The organism is Methylophilus sp. YYY-1, from assembly GCF_029132825.1.
GTDB lineage: Bacteria > Pseudomonadota > Gammaproteobacteria > Burkholderiales > Methylophilaceae > Methylophilus > Methylophilus glucosoxydans.
This window is the reverse complement of the sequence record NZ_WOVG01000001.1, coordinates 1,291,569-1,314,416: the sequence shown is the minus strand read 5'-3', so window position 1 is coordinate 1,314,416 and position 22,848 is coordinate 1,291,569. Positions and strand designations below refer to the sequence as shown.

19 protein-coding genes are annotated in these 22,848 nt (G+C 53.7%); 7 read left to right on the top strand and 12 right to left on the bottom strand.

Going from position 1 to position 22,848, the window contains the following annotated elements:
- Positions 1 to 2 precede the first annotated feature (2 nt).
- The 7 genes from GOC95_RS06350 to GOC95_RS06320 form a co-directional block, all read right to left on the bottom strand.
- Positions 3 to 1,307 (bottom strand): M18 family aminopeptidase, encoded by a 1,305-nt coding sequence (locus GOC95_RS06350; protein WP_275356347.1) that lies wholly within the window; start codon positions 1,305 to 1,307, stop codon positions 3 to 5.
- 1 nt (position 1,308) lies between these two features.
- The gene (gene hemF, locus GOC95_RS06345) at positions 1,309 to 2,223 is read right to left on the bottom strand and encodes an oxygen-dependent coproporphyrinogen oxidase (RefSeq protein WP_194748701.1); all 915 of its coding nucleotides are present in this window, start codon (positions 2,221 to 2,223) and stop codon (positions 1,309 to 1,311) included.
- Positions 2,224 to 2,229: 6 nt separating this feature from the next.
- The gene (gene purD, locus GOC95_RS06340; protein ID WP_194748700.1) at positions 2,230 to 3,498 is read right to left on the bottom strand and encodes a phosphoribosylamine--glycine ligase; all 1,269 of its coding nucleotides are present in this window, start codon (positions 3,496 to 3,498) and stop codon (positions 2,230 to 2,232) included.
- A gap of 110 nt (positions 3,499 to 3,608) precedes the next feature.
- Positions 3,609 to 5,213, bottom strand: a complete 1,605-nt coding sequence (gene purH, locus GOC95_RS06335; protein ID WP_275356346.1) for a bifunctional phosphoribosylaminoimidazolecarboxamide formyltransferase/IMP cyclohydrolase — start codon at positions 5,211 to 5,213, stop codon at positions 3,609 to 3,611.
- 92 nt (positions 5,214 to 5,305) lie between these two features.
- The gene (locus tag GOC95_RS06330) at positions 5,306 to 5,542 is read right to left on the bottom strand and encodes a helix-turn-helix domain-containing protein (protein ID WP_194748698.1); all 237 of its coding nucleotides are present in this window, start codon (positions 5,540 to 5,542) and stop codon (positions 5,306 to 5,308) included.
- A complete protein-coding gene (dusB, locus tag GOC95_RS06325) occupies positions 5,542 to 6,585 on the bottom strand; it encodes a tRNA dihydrouridine synthase DusB (protein WP_275356345.1) in 1,044 nt (347 codons plus the stop codon). The genes GOC95_RS06330 and dusB overlap by 1 nt, the downstream gene beginning before the upstream one ends.
- Positions 6,586 to 6,664: 79 nt before the next feature.
- Positions 6,665 to 7,291, bottom strand: coding sequence for a TetR family transcriptional regulator (locus tag GOC95_RS06320; protein ID WP_194748696.1), 627 nt, complete (start codon positions 7,289 to 7,291; stop codon positions 6,665 to 6,667).
- 198 nt (positions 7,292 to 7,489) lie between these two features.
- On the opposite strand from GOC95_RS06320, the gene GOC95_RS06315 reads away from it, so the two are divergent.
- The 5 genes from GOC95_RS06315 (at position 7,490) to lgt (ending at position 15,613) form a co-directional block, all read left to right on the top strand.
- Entirely contained in the window at positions 7,490 to 8,668 is a 1,179-nt protein-coding gene (locus GOC95_RS06315) for an efflux RND transporter periplasmic adaptor subunit (RefSeq protein ID WP_275356344.1), read from the top strand.
- 82 nt (positions 8,669 to 8,750) lie between these two features.
- Complete coding sequence (locus GOC95_RS06310) at positions 8,751 to 11,888, top strand: multidrug efflux RND transporter permease subunit (RefSeq protein ID WP_275356343.1); 3,138 nt, start codon at positions 8,751 to 8,753, stop codon at positions 11,886 to 11,888.
- A complete protein-coding gene (locus tag GOC95_RS06305) occupies positions 11,885 to 13,345 on the top strand; it encodes an efflux transporter outer membrane subunit (RefSeq protein WP_275356342.1) in 1,461 nt (486 codons plus the stop codon). The genes GOC95_RS06310 and GOC95_RS06305 overlap by 4 nt, the downstream gene beginning before the upstream one ends.
- Before the next feature lie 111 nt (positions 13,346 to 13,456).
- A complete protein-coding gene (locus GOC95_RS06300) occupies positions 13,457 to 14,722 on the top strand; it encodes an MFS transporter (RefSeq protein ID WP_275356341.1) in 1,266 nt (421 codons plus the stop codon).
- Between the two features lie 99 nt (positions 14,723 to 14,821).
- Complete coding sequence (gene lgt, locus GOC95_RS06295; RefSeq protein ID WP_275356340.1) at positions 14,822 to 15,613, top strand: prolipoprotein diacylglyceryl transferase; 792 nt, start codon at positions 14,822 to 14,824, stop codon at positions 15,611 to 15,613.
- A gap of 13 nt (positions 15,614 to 15,626) precedes the next feature.
- On the opposite strand, the gene GOC95_RS06290 is transcribed toward lgt, so the two are convergent.
- Complete coding sequence (locus GOC95_RS06290) at positions 15,627 to 15,899, bottom strand: YkgJ family cysteine cluster protein (protein WP_275356339.1); 273 nt, start codon at positions 15,897 to 15,899, stop codon at positions 15,627 to 15,629.
- A 6-nt stretch (positions 15,900 to 15,905) separates the two neighbouring features.
- A complete protein-coding gene (locus GOC95_RS06285; RefSeq protein ID WP_275356338.1) occupies positions 15,906 to 16,646 on the bottom strand; it encodes a molybdopterin-binding protein in 741 nt (246 codons plus the stop codon).
- A gap of 212 nt (positions 16,647 to 16,858) precedes the next feature.
- Here GOC95_RS06285 and GOC95_RS06280 point away from each other — a divergent pair, with 212 nt between their 5' ends.
- Positions 16,859 to 18,532 (top strand): MHYT domain-containing protein, encoded by a 1,674-nt coding sequence (locus GOC95_RS06280; RefSeq protein WP_275356337.1) that lies wholly within the window; start codon positions 16,859 to 16,861, stop codon positions 18,530 to 18,532.
- A gap of 29 nt (positions 18,533 to 18,561) precedes the next feature.
- On the opposite strand, the gene GOC95_RS06275 is transcribed toward GOC95_RS06280, so the two are convergent.
- The 3 genes from GOC95_RS06275 to polA all read right to left on the bottom strand — a co-directional run bounded on the left by GOC95_RS06275 (position 18,562) and on the right by polA (position 21,995).
- Positions 18,562 to 18,801, bottom strand: coding sequence for a GlsB/YeaQ/YmgE family stress response membrane protein (locus GOC95_RS06275; RefSeq protein WP_194748688.1), 240 nt, complete (start codon positions 18,799 to 18,801; stop codon positions 18,562 to 18,564).
- Positions 18,802 to 18,952: 151 nt separating this feature from the next.
- Positions 18,953 to 19,171: a hypothetical protein gene (locus tag GOC95_RS06270; RefSeq protein ID WP_228518837.1), complete on the bottom strand. Its 219-nt coding sequence runs from the start codon at positions 19,169 to 19,171 to the stop codon at positions 18,953 to 18,955.
- A gap of 58 nt (positions 19,172 to 19,229) precedes the next feature.
- Positions 19,230 to 21,995: a DNA polymerase I gene (polA, locus tag GOC95_RS06265; protein ID WP_275356336.1), complete on the bottom strand. Its 2,766-nt coding sequence runs from the start codon at positions 21,993 to 21,995 to the stop codon at positions 19,230 to 19,232.
- A gap of 96 nt (positions 21,996 to 22,091) precedes the next feature.
- Here polA and GOC95_RS06260 point away from each other — a divergent pair, with 96 nt between their 5' ends.
- Positions 22,092 to 22,817, top strand: a complete 726-nt coding sequence (locus tag GOC95_RS06260; RefSeq protein WP_194749104.1) for a TIGR00730 family Rossman fold protein — start codon at positions 22,092 to 22,094, stop codon at positions 22,815 to 22,817.
- Positions 22,818 to 22,848 lie beyond the last annotated feature (31 nt).

Genomic DNA, 22,848 nt, shown 5'->3' with positions numbered 1-22,848 from the left:
GATTAGCTGGCGTAATGCCGGCTGAGTGTGGCAATCATGTAGCCATGATCGAGCACACCCGCACTTTCGCGCAGGCTGTGCATGGCCCACATCGGGTTACCGACATCGACGGTGGCGATGCCTAATTGCGCTGCCATGATGGGCCCTATGGTGCTGCCGCAGCCTAAATCGGTGCGGTGCGCATATTGTTGATAGGGGACCTCCGCTTGTTCACACAAGTGGATAAAGCGCGCAGCCGTGACGGCATTGGTGCTGTAGCGCTGGTTGGCATTGGTTTTAATGACCGGGCCCTGGTTGACTTGCACATGGTGACACGGTTCATAGCTGCCGGCATGATTGGGGTGAAAGGCATGTGCCATATCGGCACTGATAAAAAAACTGTTGGCAAAGCTGCGCAGTTTGTCTTCTGGCGTGAGACGGGTGCTATGACAAATCCGCTCAATCACATCCAGCAAAAAGCTGCCACCCGCCCCCGTGGCGCTTTCAGAGCCCACCTCTTCGTGGTCAAACAGTGCACAAATAGAGGTCGCCTGCGGCGTTTCGGTGCCTAACAGGGCTTCCAACGCGGCATGGCACGAAGCCAGGTTGTCCAGTTGGCTGTTGGCAATGAATTCTTGTTCCATGCCCCAGAAACTGCCGCGCTGGGTGTCATAAAACGTGAGGTCCCAGCCAGCAATGACGTCTGCGGGCACGGCCAGTTTGCCGGCGAGTGTATCAATCAGCAATTGTTTGGCTTCGGAGCTGTTGGCTGCGTGACCAAAAATCAGGGGCAGACCGGTTTGCTTGTTGAGTACCAGGCCTTTTTCATTCACTTCGCGGTTCATGTGTATGGCCAGATTGGGCAGGCGCGCCATCGGCTGCTCCAATTTGACCAGGCGCGTTTGCAGGCCCTCAGGGGTGCGGAGCACCACACGACCGGCCAGACTCAAGTCGCGGTCGGTAAAAGTGGCCAGAATGGGGCCGCCATAGACTTCTACCCCTAGTTGCGCCAGACCTTCTGTGCTGTAAGCTGCATGCGGTTTCAGGCGCAGGCCGGGTGAGTCGGTATGCGCGCCGACAATGCGCAGACCGCTGTCGGCAAGGGCTTGTTGACCAAGTACAAAGGCAATGATGGAGCCGCCATCACGCACTACGAAATATTTACCCCCTGCCTTGAATTGCCAAGGTTCGTTTTCACGCAGGTTTTTAAAGCCATGCGCCTTGAGTCGGCTTGCGACCGTGTCTACCGCGTGCCAAGGGCTGGGGCTTTGATCAATAAAATCCAGCAGGGCTTGCGCGTGTTGTCTGGCTTCTACTGAAACTCGCATATTAAACCCAGTCCTTTTCAATCAAAAAGTCAGTATACAGTTTGGCCTCTGCGCTACGGGCTTCAGGTTTCCAGTCATAGCGCCATTTAACGATGGGTGGCATAGAGAGCAAGATGGACTCTGTACGGCCATTGGACTGTAACCCAAAGATCGTGCCGCGATCAAAAATCAGGTTGAACTCGACATAACGGCCTCTGCGATAAGCCTGGAAATCGCGTTCGCGTTCGCCATAAGGCGTCTCTTTACGCCGTTGCACAATAGGCAAGTAGGCGTTGATAAAGGCATCACCCACTGCACGTTGCAAGGCAAAGCTTTTTTCAAAGCCCAATTCACTAAAGTCATCAAAAAAGACACCGCCGATTCCGCGCGGCTCCTTGCGATGCTTGAGGAAAAAGTAAGCATCACAGTCTTTTTTGAATTTTGGGTAGTAATCGGCACCAAAGGCAGCCAGCGCTTCTTTATTAACGCGGTGAAAGTGGATGCAATCGTCTTCAAAGCCATAGTAAGGCGTCAGATCCATGCCGCCGCCAAACCACCAGATATCCTCTTCACCCGCCTGTTGCGCCCGGGCGACAAAAAAACGCACATTCATGTGTACGGTCGGCACATAGGGGTTGTGCGGGTGAAACACCAGGGAGACGCCCATGGCCTCCCAGGGGCGGCCCGCTGCTTCGGGATGTGCGACGCTGGCCGCAGGCGGTAGCTTGTTGCCGAGCACATGTGAAAAGCCAACCCCAGCCCGCTCAAACACGTTTCCGCCTTCGAGCAGGCAAGAGTTCCCGCCCCCACCTTCAGGGCGCTGCCAGCTATCCTGCAAAAAGGTTTTGCCATCGACGAGTTCAATGGCTTCGACAATACGGGCCTGCAAGCCTTGCAGGTAATCAAAGACGGCCTGGGGTTGGATCTGGTTTGTCATGACAGCTTAGTTTTTGATGGCGCGGTAACCGATATCTTTACGGTACTGAGCACCGTCGAACTGGATTTGTTCCAGTACTTTATAAGCTTGCTGTTGCGCAAACTTGACCGTTTCGCCCAAGGCCGTCACACACAAGACGCGACCGCCACTGGTGACTACCTTGCCGTCCTTGAGGGTGGTGCCAGCGTGGAACACATGACCATCCTGTACGTCTTTCGGCAAGCCATGAATTTCATCGCCCAATCTGGGGGTATCCGGGTAATTGGCGCTTGCCATCACCACACCCAAGGCAAAACGTCTGTCCCATTCTGCTTGTGCCTGGTCCAGCGTGCCATTGACTGCGTGTTCAGCCAGTTCGACCAGATCTGATTTCAGGCGCATCATGATGGGCTGCGTTTCGGGGTCACCCATGCGGCAGTTGAACTCCAGTGTTTTCACATCGCCTGCCGGTGTAATCATCAACCCGGCGTACAGAAAGCCGGTATACGGGATGCCATCTTTGGCCATGCCTTCAACGGTAGGCACAATAATCTCGCGCATGGCTTTGGCGTGGATCTCTGGCGTCACCACTGGCGCAGGCGAGTAAGCGCCCATGCCGCCGGTGTTGGGGCCTTGGTCGGCATCAAGCAGGCGTTTGTGGTCCTGGCTGGTGGCGAGTGGCAAGATGTTTTTGCCATCGACCATGACCATAAAGCTGGCTTCTTCGCCAGTCAAAAACTCTTCAATGACTACGCGTGCACCGGCATCGCCGAGCTTATTGTCAGCCAGCATCGCATCGACTGCGGCGTGGGCCTCTTCCAATGTCATGGCAACCACCACGCCTTTGCCCGCTGCCAGGCCGTCCGCCTTAATGACGATTGGTGCGCCATTGGCATCAATGTAGGCATGCGCTGGTGCGACCTCGCTGAAGGTCTGGTATTTGGCGGTAGGGATGTTGTGGCGGACCATAAATGCTTTGGCAAAATCCTTGGAGCTTTCCAATTGTGCCGCTGCTTTAGTCGGGCCAAAAATCTTCAGGTCAGCGGCGCGGAATGCATCGACCACGCCTTGCGATAACGGGGCTTCCGGGCCGACAATGGTCAGCGCAATCTGCTCATCTTCGGCAAATTTTACCAACTCATCGATTTTGGTTATCGGCACATTGATCATGTCAGGATTTGTCGCGGTGCCTGCATTACCGGGAGCAACATAAACGCGGCTCACTGCTTTGTTTTGTGCGGCTTTCCAGGCCAGTGCGTGCTCACGACCGCCAGAACCAATCACTAAAATTTTCATCTTTTATTACCTGATTAAGTTTGAGCCACAGAGAACTCAGAAGACACAGAGTAGCACTCAAAGGCGGAATGCTTTGAAGACGTTCTTTGTGTTCTCTGTGGCAAAAAGAATTAATGTCTAAAGTGGCGAATGCCGGTCACGACCATGGCCAGGCCACGTTCATCAGCCGCCGCAATCACTTCCTCATCGCGCATGCTACCACCGGGATGGATCACGCAACTCGCACCTGCATCGGCCAGTACGTCTACGCCGTCCCGGAACGGGAAAAATGCGTCAGAAGCGACCACTGAGCCTTGCAGGCTCAAGCCGGCATTTTGCGCCTTGATGGCGGCGATTTTGGTACTGTCGACACGGCTCATCTGGCCTGCACCCACGCCTAAGGTCATGCCATTGCCACAGAATACGATGGCATTGGACTTGACGTATTTAGCCACGTTCCAGGCAAACAGCAGGTCTTGCATTTGTTGTGGCGTTGGTTGCAGTTTGGTGACCACTTTCAGGTCTGCCATGTGCATCTCATGGTTGTCGGCAGATTGCAGCAAAATGCCTGAACCCACACGTTTGGAGTCGACGGCATTGCGGCCTTGTTCCCAAGCCGTATTGCCACCTTGGGGCAAGGCAATTTTCAACACGCGGACATTGGCTTTGGCGGTAAAAATGGCTAGGGCTTCTGGCGTAAAATCGGGGGCAATCAGCACTTCGACAAATTGTTTGGAAACGGCTTCGGCAGCTGCGCCATCAAGCGTGCAGTTGAAGGCAATGATGCCACCAAAAGCCGAGGTCGGATCGGTTTTGAAGGCTTTGCTGTAGGCTTCCAGTGCGTTCACGCCCAGGGCTACACCGCAAGGGTTGGCGTGTTTGACAATTACGCAGGCCGGGCCGGTGAAAGATTTTACTGCTTCCCAGGCCGCATCTGCATCGGCGATGTTGTTGTAGCTCAGTTCTTTGCCCTGCAATTGTTGCGCGGTGGCCAGGCTGCCTGGGGCAGGGTAGAGGTCACGGTAGAAGGCGGCTTGCTGATGGCTGTTTTCACCATAACGCAGGTCTTGTACTTTGACAAAATTGCTGTTCATCTGGCCTGGGAACTGGCTCAGGACTGGCTTGCCTGCCGCTTCGGTTTCGGTGAAGTCAATGGCGGACAAGTAGTTGCTGATGGCGGCATCGTATTGGGCAATGCGGTTAAATGCGGCCACAGACAATTTGAAACGTGTTGCTTTGGACACGGCGCCCTGATTGGCTTTCAACTCGTTGACCACTTCAGTGTACTGGGCAGCGTCTGTCAGTACGGCGACATCGTTCCAGTTTTTGGCTGCGGAACGCACCATGGCCGGACCGCCGATATCAATGTTTTCAATCGCATCTTCAAGCGTGCAGTTGGGCTTGGCCACCGTCGCTTCAAACGGATAGAGATTGACGGCGAGCAAGTCGATATTCTCAATGCCATATTGCTGCATGGCCGCCACATGTTCAGGCAGGTCGCGGCGTCCCAGCAGGCCACCGTGCACCTTGGGGTGCAGCGTTTTGACACGGCCATCCAGCATTTCTGGAAAACCGGTAAAGTCGCTCACTTCTTTGACGGGAATGTGGTTGTCACGGAACAGTTTTGCAGTGCCCCCCGTGGAAAGGATTTCTACACCCAGTTGGTGCAGGGATTGTGCCAGTTCCAGCACACCGGTTTTATCGGAAACACTGATAAGCGCGCGTTTAATCGTCATAATGAGTTTGAATGGAGTTGCAAAATAAAAAATGAAAAGGCTTAAAAAATGAAAAGGTCTGATGTTGGGATGTCATCAGACCGGGGTCATGCTTATTCGAGGCCGTAGGCGGCCATTTTTTTTCTTAGGGTATTGCGGTTAATGCCCAGCATGTCGGCGGCTTTGCTCTGGTTGCCGCCCACTTTGTTCAGTACGTATTCCAGCATGGGCTTTTCCACGCAGCCAAGCACCATTTCGTAAATCGCATGCGGCGGTTGCCCATCCAGATGCATGAAATAGTCGTCCAGAGACTCGCGTACGGCGAGACTTAATTTACTATCAGTTTGCATTAGGCTGCGAGCTCCTGGGTGCCTGGGTGCTCTTGATCCAGTTCAGTCTCCTCGGCGTAGACCAGACGGTCGTTTTTCGCACGGAGCTCGGTAAAGAAGTCATTGATGGCTTGTAATTGTAATTCTATGGTTTGCAAGGTATTCATATTGTGACGGAAGGCAGCAGAGCCAGATAAGCCCTTGGTATACCAGGAAATATGCTTGCGTGCGACGCGCATGCCAGTGAGGTCACCATAAAAAGCATACAAGTCATGCAAGTGCTCCAGCATCACCTGGTGAATTTCATCTACGGTCGGCGGCAGCATGTGCTCGCCAGTCTTCAGAAAGTGCTCGGTTTCGCGGAAGATCCAGGGGCGGCCTTGGGCTGCACGGCCGATCATGACGGCGTCGGCTTGGGTGTAATCAAGCACAAATTTGGCTTTTTCTGGCGTGGTGATATCGCCATTGGCAATCAGCGGAATCTTGATTTGCTGCTTGACGGCGGCAATCGTGTCATATTCGGCGTCGCCATGGTAAAGGTCATTCCGCGTGCGGCCATGAATCGTCAGCGCCTGAATGCCGATGTCTTCTGCCATTCTGGCAATCTGGATGGCGTTTTTATTTTGTCTATCCCAGCCGGTACGGATTTTCAGGGTGACTGGCACATCCACCGCATTGACCACGGCCTTGAGAATTTGGGACACCAGCGGTTCGTCTCGCAGCAGGGCAGACCCTGCCATCACATTACAGATTTTTTTGGCTGGGCAACCCATGTTGATGTCGATGATTTGTGCACCATTGTCGACGTTATGTTTGGCTGCCTCGGCCATCATGGCCGGTTCTGCGCCGGCAATTTGCACCGAGATCGGGCTGACTTCGCCTTCATGGTTGGCGCGGCGCTTGGTTTTTTCACTGCCATACAATAAGGAATTGGAGGTGACCATTTCGGAGACGGCCAGCCCTGCCCCCATTTTTTTGCACAACATGCGGAAAGGACGGTCGGTCACGCCCGCCATAGGGGCAACCACCAGGTTGTTCTTAAGTTGATGCGGTCCGATTTGCATGCTTGGATAAGTCAGTGAAAAGACTGACTATTTTAACTGCAAATCGCAGACGAGGGAATGTTTAAAGTAGCATTTTTGCTTATTTTTTACGCAGATTAATGTGTGTGTTGATTAGTTGCATGGCGCGGTCGCGGAATAACGTTCCTTCGGTGTCTTTGACCCACATGTGCATTAGGCCTGAGAAAAACAGGTGGGTGTCCCAGGCGAGTTCTTGCGGACTAAGCTGGGTGCCGACCTGGCCGATTTCCTGTGCTTTGGCGTAGGCCTGTTCCATTTTGTGCACGAGTCCGCTACAGTTACCTAAAATAGATTTCAGTACATCGGCAAACTCATCCACGTATTCACACTTGGTCATCATGACTTCATAAGTTGCGCGCGTGGTGGTGTCGTCATTAAGAATCTGTACGGTGTTTTCGAGGTGTTTGCGAATGCGGCCCAGCGGGTCAATATTGGACTCTTCCGCGTTCCCGAGTAGGGTGTCATCCATGCGGTCTATCAACGGCAAATACACTTCTTCGCGCATGGCATGAAACAAATCTGCCTTATTCTGGAAATGCCAATAGACGGCGCCGCGCGTAACATTGGCATGGGAGGCAATCTGTTCCAGGCTGGTGCGGCTAACCCCTTTTTGCAGAAACATCTGTCGCGCAGCATCAATAATGTGTTGGCGCGTGATGGCGGCATCTTCTTTGGTTTTACGTACCATAAGTATTTATCGCTCTTTCATAAATTCATGAATGTTTCATTTGAATGTCGTATTTTATCAGTGGTCACTGGCAACTTGTGACGGCACGAGATGGGCAAATTTTTTGCAAAACCCATTTACATACATTCGTGTTTGTATATAATATACATCCAATGATGTATGTAATCAAGTCTATTTTAAAACTAAACAGAGGATAACATGTTGATTTCACAGACTATCCAGCCTCGTCATGCCTTGCTCGTGCTTGCTTTAAGCCTGGGATTGAGTGCTTGCGGAAAATCTTCACAGCAGCAAAATCCAGCCGCAGGCGGCATGCCTGCGATGCCAGTCACCGTGCAAACCGTCGCCGCTGAAACTATCCCGGTGCAGACTGAGGTGGTTGCGCAAACCGAGGGCGCCAAGCAAATTGAAGTGCGTCCCCGCGTTGGTGGCATTGTGCTTAAACGCCTGTATCAAGAAGGGGATGCGGTCAAGGCCGGGCAGGATATGTTCTTGATTGATCCTGTTCCGTACCAGTTGCAGGTAGATCAGTCCAAGGCGCTGATTGCACAGCAAAAAGCCCGCATTGAGCAAACGGCACGTGAGGCGCAACGTCTTAAGGGTTTGCTGGAGAGCCACTCTATCAGTCAGCGTGAATATGATAATGCGGCCTCTGATAACTCTGTTGCCGCAGCGACTTTGTTGCAATATCAGGCGCAACTGCGTGAAGCAGAGCTGAATCTGTCTTATACGCATGTTAAAGCGCCAGAGAGTGGGATTGCCGGTCGCTTTGTGTTGTCAGAAGGGGCGTTGGTCAGTGCCAACACTACCTTGTTGAGCACCATCGTACAATTGTCGCCGATTTGGGTCCGCTTCAGCCTGTCCGAGTCCGAGCTCACAGCGTTGGGCGGGCATTTGCGCCCAGGCCGCGTGCAGGATGTACGATTGATCCTGGCAGACAATACTGAATATCGTTATTCAGGCAAGATTAACTTCTCTGCCAGTCAGATTGACCCGGCATTGGGGACGCAGCAACTGCGGGCCGAGTTCCAGAATGCGGACAGTGCCTTGTTGCCAGGTCAGTTTGTCCGTGTGCGCCTGACCACTGGCAAGCGTGATGGCGTCTTCCTGATTCCGCAAACGGCCGTATTGACTGGTCAGCAAGGCAAGTTTGTCTTTGTGGCCGAAAAAGATAAAGAAGGCAAGACGGTGGCCGCGGTCAGGCCGATTGTCGCGGGTGGCTGGTTTGACAACCGCTGGACGGTACTGGATGGCTTGAAAGCCGGCGATCAGGTCATTGTCGACAATCTGATCAAGGTGAGACCTGGTGCACCGGTGGCACCACATGCACCAGACGCTGCGCCAGCCCAAGCGGCACCGGCACCAGCCAAGTCTTAACGCATTCACCGTCTTTGTTGAATAAGCCCATTATGTTACCAAGGGCCTGGGCATGTACCAGGCCCGTCTCAGGGAAAACGATATGACCCGATTTTTTATCACACGCCCGATTTTTGCCAGCGTGCTGTCTATCATCATCGTGTTGGCAGGTCTCGCAGCGGCATTCCAGTTGCCGATTGCCCAATATCCGCAAATTGCACCCCCTACGGTGCTGATTACGGCCAGCTATCCTGGTGCCAGCGCAGAAACACTGTCAAAAACCGTGGCTGCCCCGATTGAGGAGCAGCTAAGTGGTGTGGAAAACCTGCTTTACTTTAACTCTAGCTCTGACAGCAGTGGTACCTTAACCATTACCGCTACATTTGATGTCGGTACCGATGTCAACCAGGCGACCTTTAACGTCAGTAACCGTGTGAACATTGCGTTGCCGCGTTTGCCCGAAGATGTACGCCGGACCGGGGTTGTGGTTCAAAAACGTTCGAATGACATCCTGCTGGTCGTGATGCTCACCTCGAAAAACAAAGACCATAATCGTTTGTTCCTGAGTAACTACGCCACCTTGAATTTGCTGGATGAATTCAAGCGCATCAAGGGCGTGGGCGATGTCACCATTTTTGGTGGGCAAGATTACTCCATGCGTGTCTGGTTGCGTCCTGACCGCATGGCGCAACTGGGGGTGTCTACCAGCGATATTTCTGCGGCCATCAGCGCACAAAACGCGCAGTATGCCGCCGGCAAGATCGGTGCAGAGCCCGCTTTGCCTGATCAGCAATTGTCATTTACCGTGACAGCTAAAGGACGGTTGATTGACCCTGAAGAGTTCGGCAACATTATTTTGCGTGCGCAAGGCCCGAACGGTGTCTTGCACCTGAAAGATGTGGCACGCATCGAGTTGGGTGCACAAAGCTATAACGTGACCTCTGCACTCGATGGCCAGGCCGGTGTGGCAATGCCGGTCTTTTTACAGACCGGTGCCAATGCACTGGATACCGCCAATGCGATCAAGGCCAAGGTGGAAGAGTTAAAAGCCAAATTCCCGCAAGGCATGGAATACAACATTCCTTATGACACCAGTGACTTTGTGAAAGCCACCATCAAAGAAGTGTTCCATACCTTTGGTGAGGCGCTGGTACTGGTCGTGATCGTGGTGTTCCTGTTCCTGCAAAGCTGGCGCGCAACCCTGATTCCGATGATTGCAGTGCCGATTTCGATTGTTGGTACGTTTGCCGGCTTGTATGTGTTCGGCTTCTCGATCAACCTGCTGACTCTGTTTGCCATGATTCTGGCCATCGGCATTGTGGTGGATGATGCGATCGTGGTGCTGGAGAATACCGAGCGTTTGATGAAAGAGGAAGGCTTGAACCCGTTGCATGCGGCGATTAAGTCTATCGCACAAGTGCAAGCGGCAGTGGTGGCGATTGTACTGGTCCTGTGCGCAGTGTTTGTTCCCGTGGCGTTCCAGGGCGGCATTGCCGGGCAGCTCTATCGTCAGTTCGCGGTCACCGTGGCCATTGCTGTGGTCATTTCAGGCGTGGTGGCGTTAACCCTGACCCCTGCTTTATGTGCCATGATTCTGAAGAGTGGTGGTCATCACGAAAATGCTTTTTTCAGAAAGTTTAACCAGGGCTTTGGCCGGTTGACCAACTTGTACACGGGCACCGTCCGCTTGACCCTTCGTCACAAATTGATTGGTGCCGTCGTGTTTGGGGCCATGCTGGTGGTGATGATCTTCCTGTTCCGTACCGTGCCCGGTGGATTTGTGCCGCCAGAAGATCAGGGCTATGTCATTAGCATTGTGGTGATGCCAGATGGTGCCACCTTGAAGCGGACTTCCCAGACCATGGAAAACATCCGGTCAGCGGTCGCGAAAGATCCTGCCACTGCGCATGAATTTGCGGTGAATGGGTTTGAATTGCTCACCGGCGCCAACAAAACCAATGCGGCGACCATGTTTGTCCGTATGACGGATTGGGAAAAGCGTACTACCAATGCCGACCAGATGGTTGGAAAGTTGATCGGCATAGGCATGAGTCAGCCGGATGGCATGGGCTTTGCCGTGAACCCGCCAGCGATTCGTGGCTTGGGTTCTGCGGGTGGTTTTGAGGTTTATGTGCAGAGTCATGGGGATACGGATCCCATCAAGCTGGCGCAAGTCATGAACAACTTTATGGATGCGATGCGTGCCAATCCGCAACTGACACAGATTAATAGTTTCTTCCGGCCGACCGTACCGCAGTTGTACATTGAGGTGGATGAAGCCAAAGCCTTGTCACAGAATGTGAAAATTGCGGATATTTATGCGACCTTGCAGAGCACCATGGGCTCGCTCTATGTCAACGACTTTAACCGTAATGGCCGGACTTACCGCGTGCAGTTGCAAGCCGAGGCGGGTTACCGCATGAAGCCTGAAGACCTGGGCAAGGTGTATGTACGTAGCCAGCCGACGGATGATAATCCGAATGGCAATATGGTGCCGATGTCTGCATTGGCAAAAGTCAGCAACATCGTCGGTGCCGAACAGCTGGAGCGCTACAATGGCCTGCTGTCTGCCAAAGTGTTCGGTAGCGGTGCGCCCGGCGTGAGCTCTGGCGATGCGATCAAACTGGTGGAAAAAATCGCCAAGGAAAACTTGCCGGATGGTTACCAGATTGCCTGGACCGGTCAAGCTTACCAGGAAAAACGGACCGGTTCTGCTGCGCTGGTGGCCTTTGGCTTCGCCACCATCATGGTGTTCCTGATCCTGGCGGCACAGTTTGAAACCTGGTCCTTGCCGCTGGCAGTGATCATGGCGATCCCGTTTGCGATGACGGGTGCCTTGCTGGCAGTGTTGACGCGTGGCATGAACAACGACATCTACTTCCAGATTGGCCTGATTACGCTAATTGGTCTGGCGGCTAAAAACGCCATCCTGATTGTGGAATTTGCCTCGCAAAAAATGGAAGAGGGCATGCCGTTGGCTGAAGCTGCGCTTGAAGCCGCCCGCTTGCGCTTCAGACCGATTGTGATGACGTCCATGGCGTTTGTGCTGGGGATTATTCCACTGGTATTTGCGACCGGTGCAGGTGCTGCAGCGCGTCAATCCATGGGGACGGGCGTCTTCGGCGGCATGTTGCTGGCAACCTTTATTGCCACCATCTTTATCCCATTGTTCTTTACCTGGCTGACCAGTGAGAAAAAAGTGCGTCACCATGGTCATGTTGAAGAAGAGGAAGCGGTATGAAACCGACAGTAAAACAACTGGTGTGGGCACAACGCCCGCTCATCATCGCGCTGGCAGCCTTGTCGTTGGCAGGTTGCCAGTTACTGGGCCCGTTATATAGCCGCCCTGACAGTCCGCTGCCACAGGGGTATGTTGAGCCCCAAGCGGCGACGTCGACGGCGGTGCCTGCGGCACAAATGCAGCAATGGTGGTCCTTGTTTAATGATCCAGTGTTAACCAGGCTGATTGATACTGCGCTGGTCAACAACAGTGATGTGCAGCTCGCCGTGGCACGCATTGAACAATACGATGCCGTGGCGCGTGAAACCTCTGGCAATGTGCTGCCGACCATCACGCTGGACAACAACAATACCCGTACCAGAATTACCGGGGCAGGGCCTAACCCGGTTTTCGGGGTCAACCCGCGTAATGACAATAAACTGGCGTTAAACGGCAGTATTGAGCTGGATGTGTGGGGCAAGTTGAGAACGGCCAATGTCGCGGCACGGGCCAATCTGCTGTCGACCGAGTATGCCCGTGAGGCAGTACGCTGGTCATTGGTAGGGCTCGTGACCAATCAATACCTGATAATCCGTAGTCTGGATGGACAGCTGGCCGTCAACGCCGAAAACATCAAAACGGCGCAAGAAAGCCTGGCCATGACACAACGGCAGCTGGATGCAGGTGTTAATACCGCACTGGATGTTAACCAGGCTGAGCTGGTAGTGACCAATTTACGCGCGCAATCGCTGGAGTTGCAGCGCCAACGTTCAATCAGCGAGCATCAGCTCGGAGTGTTGACTGCAGACTTAAGCGTCAAAATCCCGGTCGGCGGTTTAATGTCCATGCCGATACCGCCGATGCCTCCCGCAGGCTTGCCATCCACCTTGCTGGAATCACGTCCGGATATCCGCCAGACTGAGCAGGATTTGATCGCTGCACATGCGAATGTGAAATTGGCAAAAGCAGCCCTGTATCCGACCTTGTCACTGACCGGGGCTTATGGTGGCGAGAGTAAAATCCTGAGTGACCTGTTTACGGCGCCAGCCAAAATCTGGACACTGGGCTTTGCAGCAAGCTTGCCAATATTCAATGGTGGACGCTTGAACGCCAGGGTCGATCAGGCCTCTGCCTTGCAGAAGCAGGCCGTGATTAACTACCAGGCCGCCTTGCGGACTGCATTTAGCGAAGTGAATGATGCGCTGGTGAATGCGCGCCAATACCGTGAGCAAGAAGCGGTGGCGGAGTCCAAGCAAAAAACCACTGCCAACATTTTGCGTATTTCGCAAAATCGTTATCAGGCGGGTTACTCCAGCTATCTTGAAGTGCTGGATGCGCAACGTAACCACAATGAGGCGACACAAGCCTTGGTTCAGAGCCGACAAAACACGCTGACAGCCACCGTGTCACTGTTTAAAGCTCTGGGCGCGGGTTGGGATCCAGAGCCTCTGAAGAAAAAAGCCGAGGCTTCCAAGTAAGTCATGGCTTTATTCAACGCGCCGGGAGTAGTTATCTCCCGGCGTTTTTATTTGGCCGGCCGCATGCTGGCGAGGCTTGGAGATTTACGGTCTGCCAGCTAAGATGCTGCGATGTCTAGCCCCTCACTCAAGCACATTGCCTTTGCCAGTTTTATTGGTACAGCCATCGAATTTTACGATTTTTATATTTATGCCATGGCGGCAGCGCTGGTCATTGGCCAGGTCTTTTTCCCCGCCAGCGCGCCAGCGGTGCAATCGTTAAATGCCTTGCTGACCTTTGGTCTGGCGTTTATTGCACGGCCACTGGGCGCTTTGCTGTTTGGTCATTTTGGTGACCGTATCGGCCGCAAATCCACCCTGGCCGCGTCATTGCTGGTCATGGGCTGCTCGACGTTTCTGATTGGCGTCTTGCCAGGCTACGATCAATGGGGGCTGTGGGCGCCGGCGCTGCTTTGTCTGTTACGGTTTGGTCAAGGCATAGGCTTGGGCGGAGAATGGGCAGGGGCTGCCTTGCTGGCAACCGAATATGCGCCCGTACATCGTCGCAGCTGGTTTGGCATGTTTCCGCAACTGGGGCCTTCAATCGGCTTTTTACTCGCAACTCTGACTTTTTTGGCCTTAACTTTGGGGCTAACGGAGACACAATTTGAGCAATGGGGCTGGCGCGTGCCGTTTATCGTCAGTGCGGCGCTGGTCATGGTCGGGCTATATGTCCGCTTCAAGCTGGCTGAAACGCCCGCATTTGCGCAGGCACAGTCTTCAAAAGAGTTGCATCGCTGGCCGCTCAAGGCGTTGTTGGTCATGCATGGACGTGCCATTGTGCTCGGTGCGCTGGCCATGGGGGTGTGTTATCACCTGTTTTATACGGCGACGGTGTTTTGCCTGAGTTATGGCACGCAAACCTTGCACATTGCTCGCCCGGTTTTTCTGGGGCTGTTGTGCATCGCTGTGCTAGGCATGGCCACCGCGACGCCACTGGCTGCCTGGTGGTCAGACAAGGTTGGCCAGCGACCTGTGCTGATGCTCGGACAAGGTCTGGCCGTATTACTGGGATTTGCCCTGGCGCCCTTACTAGGCAGTGCGGATAGCGGGCTGATCCTGGTTTTTCTGTTTGCGGCGCTGTTTTTAATGGGCGTCACTTTTGCCCCCATGGGCGCTTTTCTGCCAAAGCAGTTCCCGGTTGCTGTGCGTTACAGCGGGGCAGGGCTCAGCTATCAGCTGGGTGGTATTCTGGGTGCCTCCTTCGCACCTGCCATTGCTCAATATCTGGTCAATCAGGGTGGCTTGACCTGGGTAGGGGCCTATCTTTCCAGCATGGCCTTGATCAGTTTGCTGGCCGTCTGGCGCATGTCGCCAAGCGCCTCCAATCCGGATTGAATGGTGGGTGCATTCAGTGATTGAGTGGCTTTTAGTCTCTGTTTGCCTGCGCTGGTCGGGTCAGCAGTTATAATGCAGTTTTTTTCACGGTGATACGGCATGTTTACCCATCCGGGCTTTAACCCCATCGCATTACAAATCGGTAGTTTTGGTATCCACTGGTACGGTTTGATGTACCTGATCGGTTTTTTTGGTGGCCTGTGGTTGGGGCAGTACCAGGTCAACCGGTTGCGTAAACTGGACCCCAACTCACCCTGGCAGGCGCGTGACCCGGACGACATGCTGTTTTACATCGCGCTCGGTGTCGTGCTGGGTGGGCGGTTGGGCTATGTGGTGTTTTACCAGCCCAGTTATTTCCTGCAACATCCGCTGGAAATCTTTGCCCTGTGGCAAGGGGGCATGTCGTTTCATGGTGGCTTTATTGGTGTGATGGTGGCCATGGCCTTGTTTGCCCGCAAGCGCGGCGTGATTTGGTTGCAATTGATGGATTTTGTGGCGCCGCTCGTGCCGATTGGCCTGGGGGCAGGCAGACTGGGTAATTTTATCAATGGCGAGTTATGGGGGCGGCCAACCCATGCGGACTGGGGCATGGTGTTCCCAGCCGTGGATCAGGTGGCACGGCATCCTTCGCAGTTGTACGAGTTTGCACTAGAGGGGGTCGCGCTGTTCCTGATTCTCTGGTGGTTTGCGGGCAAAAAACGACCCATCGGTGCGGTGTCAGCCATGTTCTTGCTCTGTTACGGCAGCTTCCGTTTTCTGGTTGAGTTTACCCGTGAACCAGACAGCTTTTTAGGCTTGCTGTCGCTGGGGCTCAGCATGGGCCAATGGCTCTGCGTGCCTATGATTCTGGCAGGGCTCTGGCTCATGCGCAGGGCGTATCGTCAGTCGTAAAGCCAAATTTTCATTAGGCGTTGCCTGGCTGAGTGGCACGTTCGAGGGCACTTAGCCACTGGATGGCATATGCACGTCCTTGCTGTTCTTCGCCACACATCTCCAGGCTAGGGCTTAATCCGCCACAAAACGCTGGGCGTTGTGGCTGCCCAAACAATTTGCAGCGATAGGCCTCATCCAGTTGTATGCAGGGTACCCCCGCGGGCTTGCCATGTGGCATGCCGGGAATCGGGCTGTTGATAGACGGGGCAATGCAGCAGGCTCCGCAGTGTGGGCGGCAGTCCATCCGTTCTTAAACATCCGCCCAGGGGTAGCCTAATGCAGACACGCCAGCCTTCAGCTCCAGCATGGCTGCAAGTACATACGCACTTTCGCCTTTGAGACCAACTTCCGTGGTGCGGCGCTGGTTGGTGCGCGGCAAGCTGAACAACTTGAGCATGGGATAACGGCTCAGCATGCTGTTCATCAAGTCAATCAAGTCGCTTTCGCCTGCCTCAGTGACGACAATGGCTTGCTCCAGATAGTCCTGGCCATGAAACAGGTGACTGTAATAGGTCTCCAGCACCCATTCCACCATCGGGTGCGCCATTTCTGGAAAGCCGGGTACAAAGTAATGCTCGTGAATGCTGAATCCGGCCACGCGGTTAATCGGGTTGGGGATGAGCTCACAGCCTTGCGGAAAGTCAGCCATAAGCACGCGTTTAGGGTAAGCCGCTTCCCCATATTGCGCTTCAATATTGGCAACGGCGCCTGCATGTCGCTCAATCGGTACCCCGGCAGCCGCGGCTGCACATTGGCGGGTGTAGTCATCCGGGGTGGCGCCGATGCCGCCAAAGCTAAACACAATCTCGCCGCGCGCCATACTGGCCTTGAGTAACTGCGTGATTTGCTCGGGGATATCGCCGATAAAATGCGCCCAGCTCAGTTGCAAGCCGCGGGCAGACAGAAGCGCAATGACCTTGCTGAGATGGGCATCCTGGCGCTTGCCGGACAGGATCTCGTCACCGATGATATAAATCCCAAATTGGCGCATGTTATATTGAGTAAATTACTTTTGAGTGAGCGTTTTAACAGCAGCATAATACCAAGCAATTGCTGAAAATTCACAGCATAGCCATTGTTGCAGCACTTTTGCGGTCTGTAGAGCGTGTAAGTGTGCAAGTGCTTTGATGTGGTTTTGACCCATTGCGTGCTGGCCTAGCCAGCTTTTCAGTCAGTGATCAGTACATTATCGAAAGAAATCCATTGAACAGTTTTCTCTTTGATTTTGTGAGTCCAGCAGACACCATCCTTTCATCTCGCTATGAACCCTCGATGGTCGCCTTGTCCTACCTGATCGCACTCACAGCCTCTGTCATTGCCATCCATCTGGCCGAGGTCTCCCAGCAATTCAAACTTAAGCGCGACCGCCACTTGACCATGCTTGGCGGTGGCCTGGCGATGGGATCGGCAGTGTGGGGCATGCATTTTATTGGCATGCTAGCTTTCGAGCTGTGTGCCACGGTGCGTTACGAGCTGGTCATCACCTTGCTCTCCTTGTTGCCGGCATTTGTTGCCTCCTGGGCATCCATGCAATGGGTGGCGCAAGCAAGAAAATCTCCTTACGATTTAACCATTAGCGGCGCCTTGATCGGCTTGGGCATCGGAGTGATGCATTACACCGGTATGCTGGCCATGCAAACGGCTGCTGTCATGGCGTTTAATCCATGGCTGGTACTGGTGTCCGTGTGCTCGGCAGTGATGCTAGCCATTCTGGCGTTGTGGTTTCATCAACGCTGTACCCGTTTGCGGCGACTGCGGCCCTGGCGCCATTTGTTCAGTGGTCTGGTCATGGCGGCTGCCATTACCAGCATGCACTATCTGGGCATGGCTGCGGCCAGCTTTACTGGCCCCATACAGTTTGATGAGCCTGTGCCCACCGTGGACCGGCTGTATTTGTCCTTGCTGGTCACCATGGGCTTGGTGGCCTTGCTAGGCGCTATTCTGGCGCAAACCATGATTAGTCGGCAGCGGCAATTGGCCCGCGAGTTACAGTTCAGGGAGCATCAAATGCGCGTGATCTTTCAGCACGCGATAGACGCCATTGTGATTACGGATGCCAAGGGGCATATCCAGATGGTGAACCGCGCTTTTGAGGCGATGTTTGGCGTTCAGTCGCAGGCAATCGTGGGCCGTTCGCTTGGCAAAATGATCCCCGACTGGAAGCAGCTCAGCACGCTCTCGCGCAAACGCAGGCAACATGACCAGGCTGGAAAAGTGGTCGCTGAGCGTCACGGGATACATGCGGATGGGCGCGAAATTCCATTGCGGATTGCACTGACCCGTGTGATTGAAGATGAGCTGGATTTTTGTATCAGTTTTTTGATGGATTTAACCGTATTTCGCCAGCAGCAAAACGCCTTAGAGAAACTGTTGACCGAAGATCCGCTGACCGGCTTGTTCAACCGGCGCGGCATGCTCAGTATGATGCATGGCATTGTCAGCCAGCTTCAAAGCAGCCAGCCGCAACGGGGCATTGTTTTATTATTCGTGGATCTCGATGGGTTTAAAGCTGTCAACGATACCCATGGTCATCCTGTGGGCGATGAAGTGTTGATGGCCATCGCACAACGATTACCTGATGTGTTGCGCGAAGAAGATATGGTGTGTCGTTTTGGCGGGGATGAGTTTGTGATTCTGCTGACCTTTGCCTCCCAGCCGGAAGAGCTGGCCCGCATGGTTGCAGGCAAGCTGGTCGAAAGCATCAGTCAGCCCATCAAGTTGCAATCGGGTCAGGAGATCGCGGTAGGCTGTAGTATCGGTATCGCCTATGACTGGCCTAAAACGGCCGACGACATCGAAGCCTTACTGCAGAAGGCGGATAATGCGATGTATCAGGCCAAAAAAGGCGAAGCTGGAAAAGTCATTTTTTCCAGCTAGGCTGTACTGCAGTAAGGGTGAATGCTGCTTTATGCCGACCTGAGCAGACGGGAAATAAAAATCAGGAAGACGGCACCGATGGTGGCGACGATAATGCTGCCTATCATGCCGCCACTGGCACTCAAGCCCAGCAGGCCAAACAGCCAGCCGCCAACCACTGCACCGGCAATACCAAGCACCAAATCCCAAATCAGGCCAAAGCCATCGCCTTTCATGATCAAGCCTGCCAACCAACCCGCGATAATCCCTACAACAATTGTCCAAAGCATGTGTGTACTCCCCTGTTGTTATGATGAAGCTCTATGCTAAGCACAGTTGCGCCTGTCATCTGTCAGCCCATCTAGGAAAAACCTGTCAGATTCAGCTGACTCGCTTGCTGCAAACGTCCAGATAGCGCCACGCCTACCCTGGCTTGAGGATTTACTTTTTCAAACCGATGATCAACAAGGCAGCCCCCGCCGCAATCACAATCAGGCTAAGCGCTTGCGGGACTTCCACCTCTTTGGTGATCTCTGCATTGGCCTCTAAAGAGCCGATTTTTGCTACGGTCTCTTTGCTCTCGTAACTAAACCCTTTGAAAATCAGACCAGCTGCGCCGACTGCAATCAATATAATGCCTACCATCGCTAATGATTTCATGCCCAAGCTCCACAGTTAAAAAAGATAGGCTCATATTGACCGTAAGTCAGGCGACTGTCTAGTGGGCGCTCTCCCAGTTGTTGCCCACGCCGACCTCGGCTAGTAACGGCACTGATAAGGTTGCCACTTCTTGCATGAGCACGGGCAAGGTCTGTTTGACTAATGCCAGTTCATGTTCAGGCACTTCCAGCACCAGTTCATCGTGCACCTGCATAATGAGTTTGGTCTGCAGTTTTTGCTCGGTCAGCCATTGGTCGACGGCGATCATTGCAAGTTTGATCAGGTCGGCCGCCGTGCCTTGCATGGGGGCATTAATGGCGGCGCGTTCGGCGCCGTTTCTTCTTTGTACGTTAGCGCTGTTGATTTCAGGTACCCATAAGCGTCTGCCGAAATAGGTTTCGACATAGCCTTGCTGCTTGGCCAGTGCGCGCGTGTTTTCCATATAGGCTTTGACACCGGGGTAACGCGCAAAATAGCGCTCAATGTAATTGGCCGCCGCGCCGCGCTCGATATTGAGGTTTTGCGCCAGGCCAAACGCGCTCATGCCATAGATGAGGCCAAAGTTAATCACTTTGGCGTAGCGGCGCTGCTCGTTGTCTACGGCCGCTTTGTCCACGCCAAAAATTTCTGCGGCCGTGGCGCGATGGATGTCTTCGTTATTGGCAAAGGCCGTCAGCATCCCGGCATCTTGTGAGAGATGCGCCATGATGCGCAGCTCAATCTGCGAATAGTCCGCCGAGATGATCTGGCTGCCGGGCGGGGCGATAAAGGCTTCGCGGATGCGACGGCCTTCGGCGGTGCGTACCGGAATATTTTGCAGGTTGGGGTCCGAGCTGGCCAATCGCCCGGTAATCGCCACCGCCTGGTTGTAGTTGGTATGCACGCGCCCGGTTTGCGCGTTGATCATTTTCGGCAACTTGTCGGTGTAGGTGGATTTCAGCTTGGCCAAGCTGCGGTGCTCCAAGATTACCTTGGGCAACGGGTAATCCAGCGCCAGTTCCTGCAATACATCTTCGTCGGTACTGGGGGCGCCAGAAGGCGTTTTTTTCAAGGGTTTGATACCCAGTTTGCCAAACAGGATTTCTTGCAACTGCTTGGGCGAACCCAGGTTAAACGGTTGTCCGGCCAGCTCATACGCCTGTTTTTCAATCTCCATCAAACGCAGGCCAATTTCATTGCTCTGGCGGTTGAGCATGTGGCTGTCGATCAACACGCCGTTGCGCTCCATGCGTTGCAACACTTGCATGCTGGGCATTTCCACCTGCTCATAAATAAAGCGCAGTTTGTCCGAGACTGTCACTTGCGGGTACAGGGCCTGATGCAGTTGCAGCGTGATGTCGGCGTCTTCCGCGGCATATTCGGCAGCCACCTCGACAGTGACCTGGCTAAACGACACTTGTTTTGCGCCTTTGCCCGCCACGCTTTCGTAGCTGATGGGGGCAATGCCAAGATGGCGCTCGCTGAGCTCATCCATGCCATGCCCTTTGTGGCTCTCAAACACATACGATTGCAACAGGGTGTCGTGCGCAATGCCTTGCAGCGTGATGCCATGATTGGCCAGCACATGCATATCATATTTGAGGTTCTGGCCGACTTTTTTAATGTCCGGGTTTTCAAGGATGGGTTTGAGTTTGGCAAGGGTCGCCGTCAAAGCCAGTTGTGGAGGCGCATCAAAGTAATCATGGGTGAGCGGGATGTAAGCCGCTTCCCCCGGCGTGATGCTGAACGAGACGCCGACAATTTTGGCTTGCATGGGGTCCAGTGAGGTCGTCTCAGTGTCAAAGCAAAGCAGAGCGGCTTGTTCCAGTTTGGTGAGCCACGGTTCCAGTTCACTGTCCGATAAAATGGTCTGGTAAAGCCGTCGCGTATCCGGCGAGTAATCGCCACCGGCTTGTCCGCTAAGCTCCTCGACGGTCGGTAGGGCCGGATTTTCAATCAACGGTGCTGTGGCACCGTCTGGCAATTTGTCTAAGTCACGCTTCCAGCTTCTGAACTCAAAATGGTCAAACAGCGCGAGTAGCGCAGGCTTGTCCGGGGCTTTGGGGATCAGTTCATCAAAATGCTCACGGATACCGATATCACAGCGGATGGTGATCAATTCGCGTGCTGTGGGTAACCAGGGTAGGGCTTTGCGCAAGTTCTCGCCGACCACGCCTTTGATGTTGTCGGCATTGGCAATGATATTGTCGAGAGAGCCATATTCTGTCAGCCATTTGACCGCCGTTTTTGGGCCGACTTTTTCGACCCCAGGCACATTGTCTACACTGTCACCGACCAATGTCAGGTAATCGATAATTTTGCTGGGCGGGATGCCAAATTTATTTTCTACGCCGGCAATATCCAATACATCATCGGTTTTACGGAAGGCATCACGCATGGTGTTGACCACGGTAATATTTTCATTCACCAGTTGCGTGATGTCTTTATCGCCAGTCGAGATAATGGTGCGGATACCTTCTTTTTCGGCCTGCTTGGCCAGTGCGCCAATCACATCGTCTGCTTCAACGCCTTCTTCAATAATCAGCGGCCAGCCCATCGCGCGGATGGTTTCGTATAGCGGTTCAATCTGCACGCGCAAATCGTCCGGCATGCTGGCGCGGTTGGCCTTGTATTCGGGATAAAGATCGTCGCGGAAGGTTTTGCCCTTGGCGTCAAACACACAGGCGCTATAGTCAGAAGGATAGTCCTTGTGCAGGCGCCGTAACATATTCAGCACGCCTTGAATCGCCCCGACCGGTTCGTTGGCCGAGTTGCGCAAATCCGGCATGGCGTGAAACGCGCGGTATAAATAACTGGAGCCATCGACCAGCAGCAGGGTTTTCATCGTGTGTTCTCAAGAGTCAAATCAATGGCGTATTTTACGCATTTCAAAGCCACTTCATGTACACTAATTTGGTTTTGATTGTTGAAGGACTGAATGATGACCACCCCCAAGCTGCCTACCATGGTCGAGCCTGAGCTGCTCAATGGCGATAGTGCCAGCCATGAATCCTGGCATGCCTTTGAAATCATGGCCGAGTTTGTCGGCGCCACTGAAAACCTCAAGGCGATTACGCCCGCGGTGTCGATTTTTGGCAGTGCTCGTACCAAGCCTGACCATCCGTATTATCAACGCACCGAAGAAATTGCCCGGCTATTATCAGACTCAGGCTTTAGTGTGATTTCTGGCGGCGGGCCAGGCATTATGGAGGCGGCCAATAAAGGTGCTTTTCCAGGCCGTGGCGCCAGTGTCGGGCTGAATATCAAGTTGCCTTTCGAGCAGCACGGCAATCCCTATCAGGATATCGGCATCAGTTTCAAATACTTTTTTATGCGCAAGGTCATGTTTGTTAAATATGCCAGCGCATTTGTCGTTATGCCGGGCGGCTTTGGCACACTGGATGAACTGATGGAGGCGATTACGCTGGTGCAAACTGGCAAAAGCCGCAAGATTCCGATTATTCTGGTCGGCAGCCAGTTTTGGGCAGGCTTGATAGACTGGTTGCGCAATACGCTGGTGGCAGAAGGCATGGCTTCGCCGACCGATATGCACCTGGTGCAAGTGATTGATGAGCCGCAACAGATCGTGGACGCGATTTTCAAACATTATGAAACCACTGGCTTCGAATTGACGCCAGCGGAGCGCAAGATGCAGTTGTACCTGTAATCGCTGCGCGCAAAGCCAGGATATTTACAAG

Bases quoted from the DNA above. Each gene is read 5' to 3' on its own strand.
- GOC95_RS06350 (WP_275356347.1), bottom strand. From the start codon at position 1,307: ATGCGAGTTTCAGTAGAAGCCAGACAACACGCGCAAGCCCTGCTGGAT.
- hemF (WP_194748701.1), bottom strand. From the start codon at position 2,223: ATGACAAACCAGATCCAACCCCAGGCCGTCTTTGATTACCTGCAAGGC.
- purD (WP_194748700.1), bottom strand. From the start codon at position 3,498: ATGAAAATTTTAGTGATTGGTTCTGGCGGTCGTGAGCACGCACTGGCC.
- purH (WP_275356346.1), bottom strand. From the start codon at position 5,213: ATGACGATTAAACGCGCGCTTATCAGTGTTTCCGATAAAACCGGTGTG.
- GOC95_RS06330 (WP_194748698.1), bottom strand. From the start codon at position 5,542: ATGCAAACTGATAGTAAATTAAGTCTCGCCGTACGCGAGTCTCTGGAC.
- dusB (WP_275356345.1), bottom strand. From the start codon at position 6,585: ATGCAAATCGGACCGCATCAACTTAAGAACAACCTGGTGGTTGCCCCT.
- GOC95_RS06320 (WP_194748696.1), bottom strand. From the start codon at position 7,291: ATGGTACGTAAAACCAAAGAAGATGCCGCCATCACGCGCCAACACATT.
- GOC95_RS06315 (WP_275356344.1), top strand. From the start codon at position 7,490: ATGTTGATTTCACAGACTATCCAGCCTCGTCATGCCTTGCTCGTGCTT.
- GOC95_RS06310 (WP_275356343.1), top strand. From the start codon at position 8,751: ATGACCCGATTTTTTATCACACGCCCGATTTTTGCCAGCGTGCTGTCT.
- GOC95_RS06305 (WP_275356342.1), top strand. From the start codon at position 11,885: ATGAAACCGACAGTAAAACAACTGGTGTGGGCACAACGCCCGCTCATC.
- GOC95_RS06300 (WP_275356341.1), top strand. From the start codon at position 13,457: ATGTCTAGCCCCTCACTCAAGCACATTGCCTTTGCCAGTTTTATTGGT.
- lgt (WP_275356340.1), top strand. From the start codon at position 14,822: ATGTTTACCCATCCGGGCTTTAACCCCATCGCATTACAAATCGGTAGT.
- GOC95_RS06290 (WP_275356339.1), bottom strand. From the start codon at position 15,899: ATGGACTGCCGCCCACACTGCGGAGCCTGCTGCATTGCCCCGTCTATC.
- GOC95_RS06285 (WP_275356338.1), bottom strand. From the start codon at position 16,646: ATGCGCCAATTTGGGATTTATATCATCGGTGACGAGATCCTGTCCGGC.
- GOC95_RS06275 (WP_194748688.1), bottom strand. From the start codon at position 18,801: ATGCTTTGGACAATTGTTGTAGGGATTATCGCGGGTTGGTTGGCAGGC.
- GOC95_RS06270 (WP_228518837.1), bottom strand. From the start codon at position 19,171: ATGAAATCATTAGCGATGGTAGGCATTATATTGATTGCAGTCGGCGCA.
- polA (WP_275356336.1), bottom strand. From the start codon at position 21,995: ATGAAAACCCTGCTGCTGGTCGATGGCTCCAGTTATTTATACCGCGCG.
- GOC95_RS06260 (WP_194749104.1), top strand. From the start codon at position 22,092: ATGACCACCCCCAAGCTGCCTACCATGGTCGAGCCTGAGCTGCTCAAT.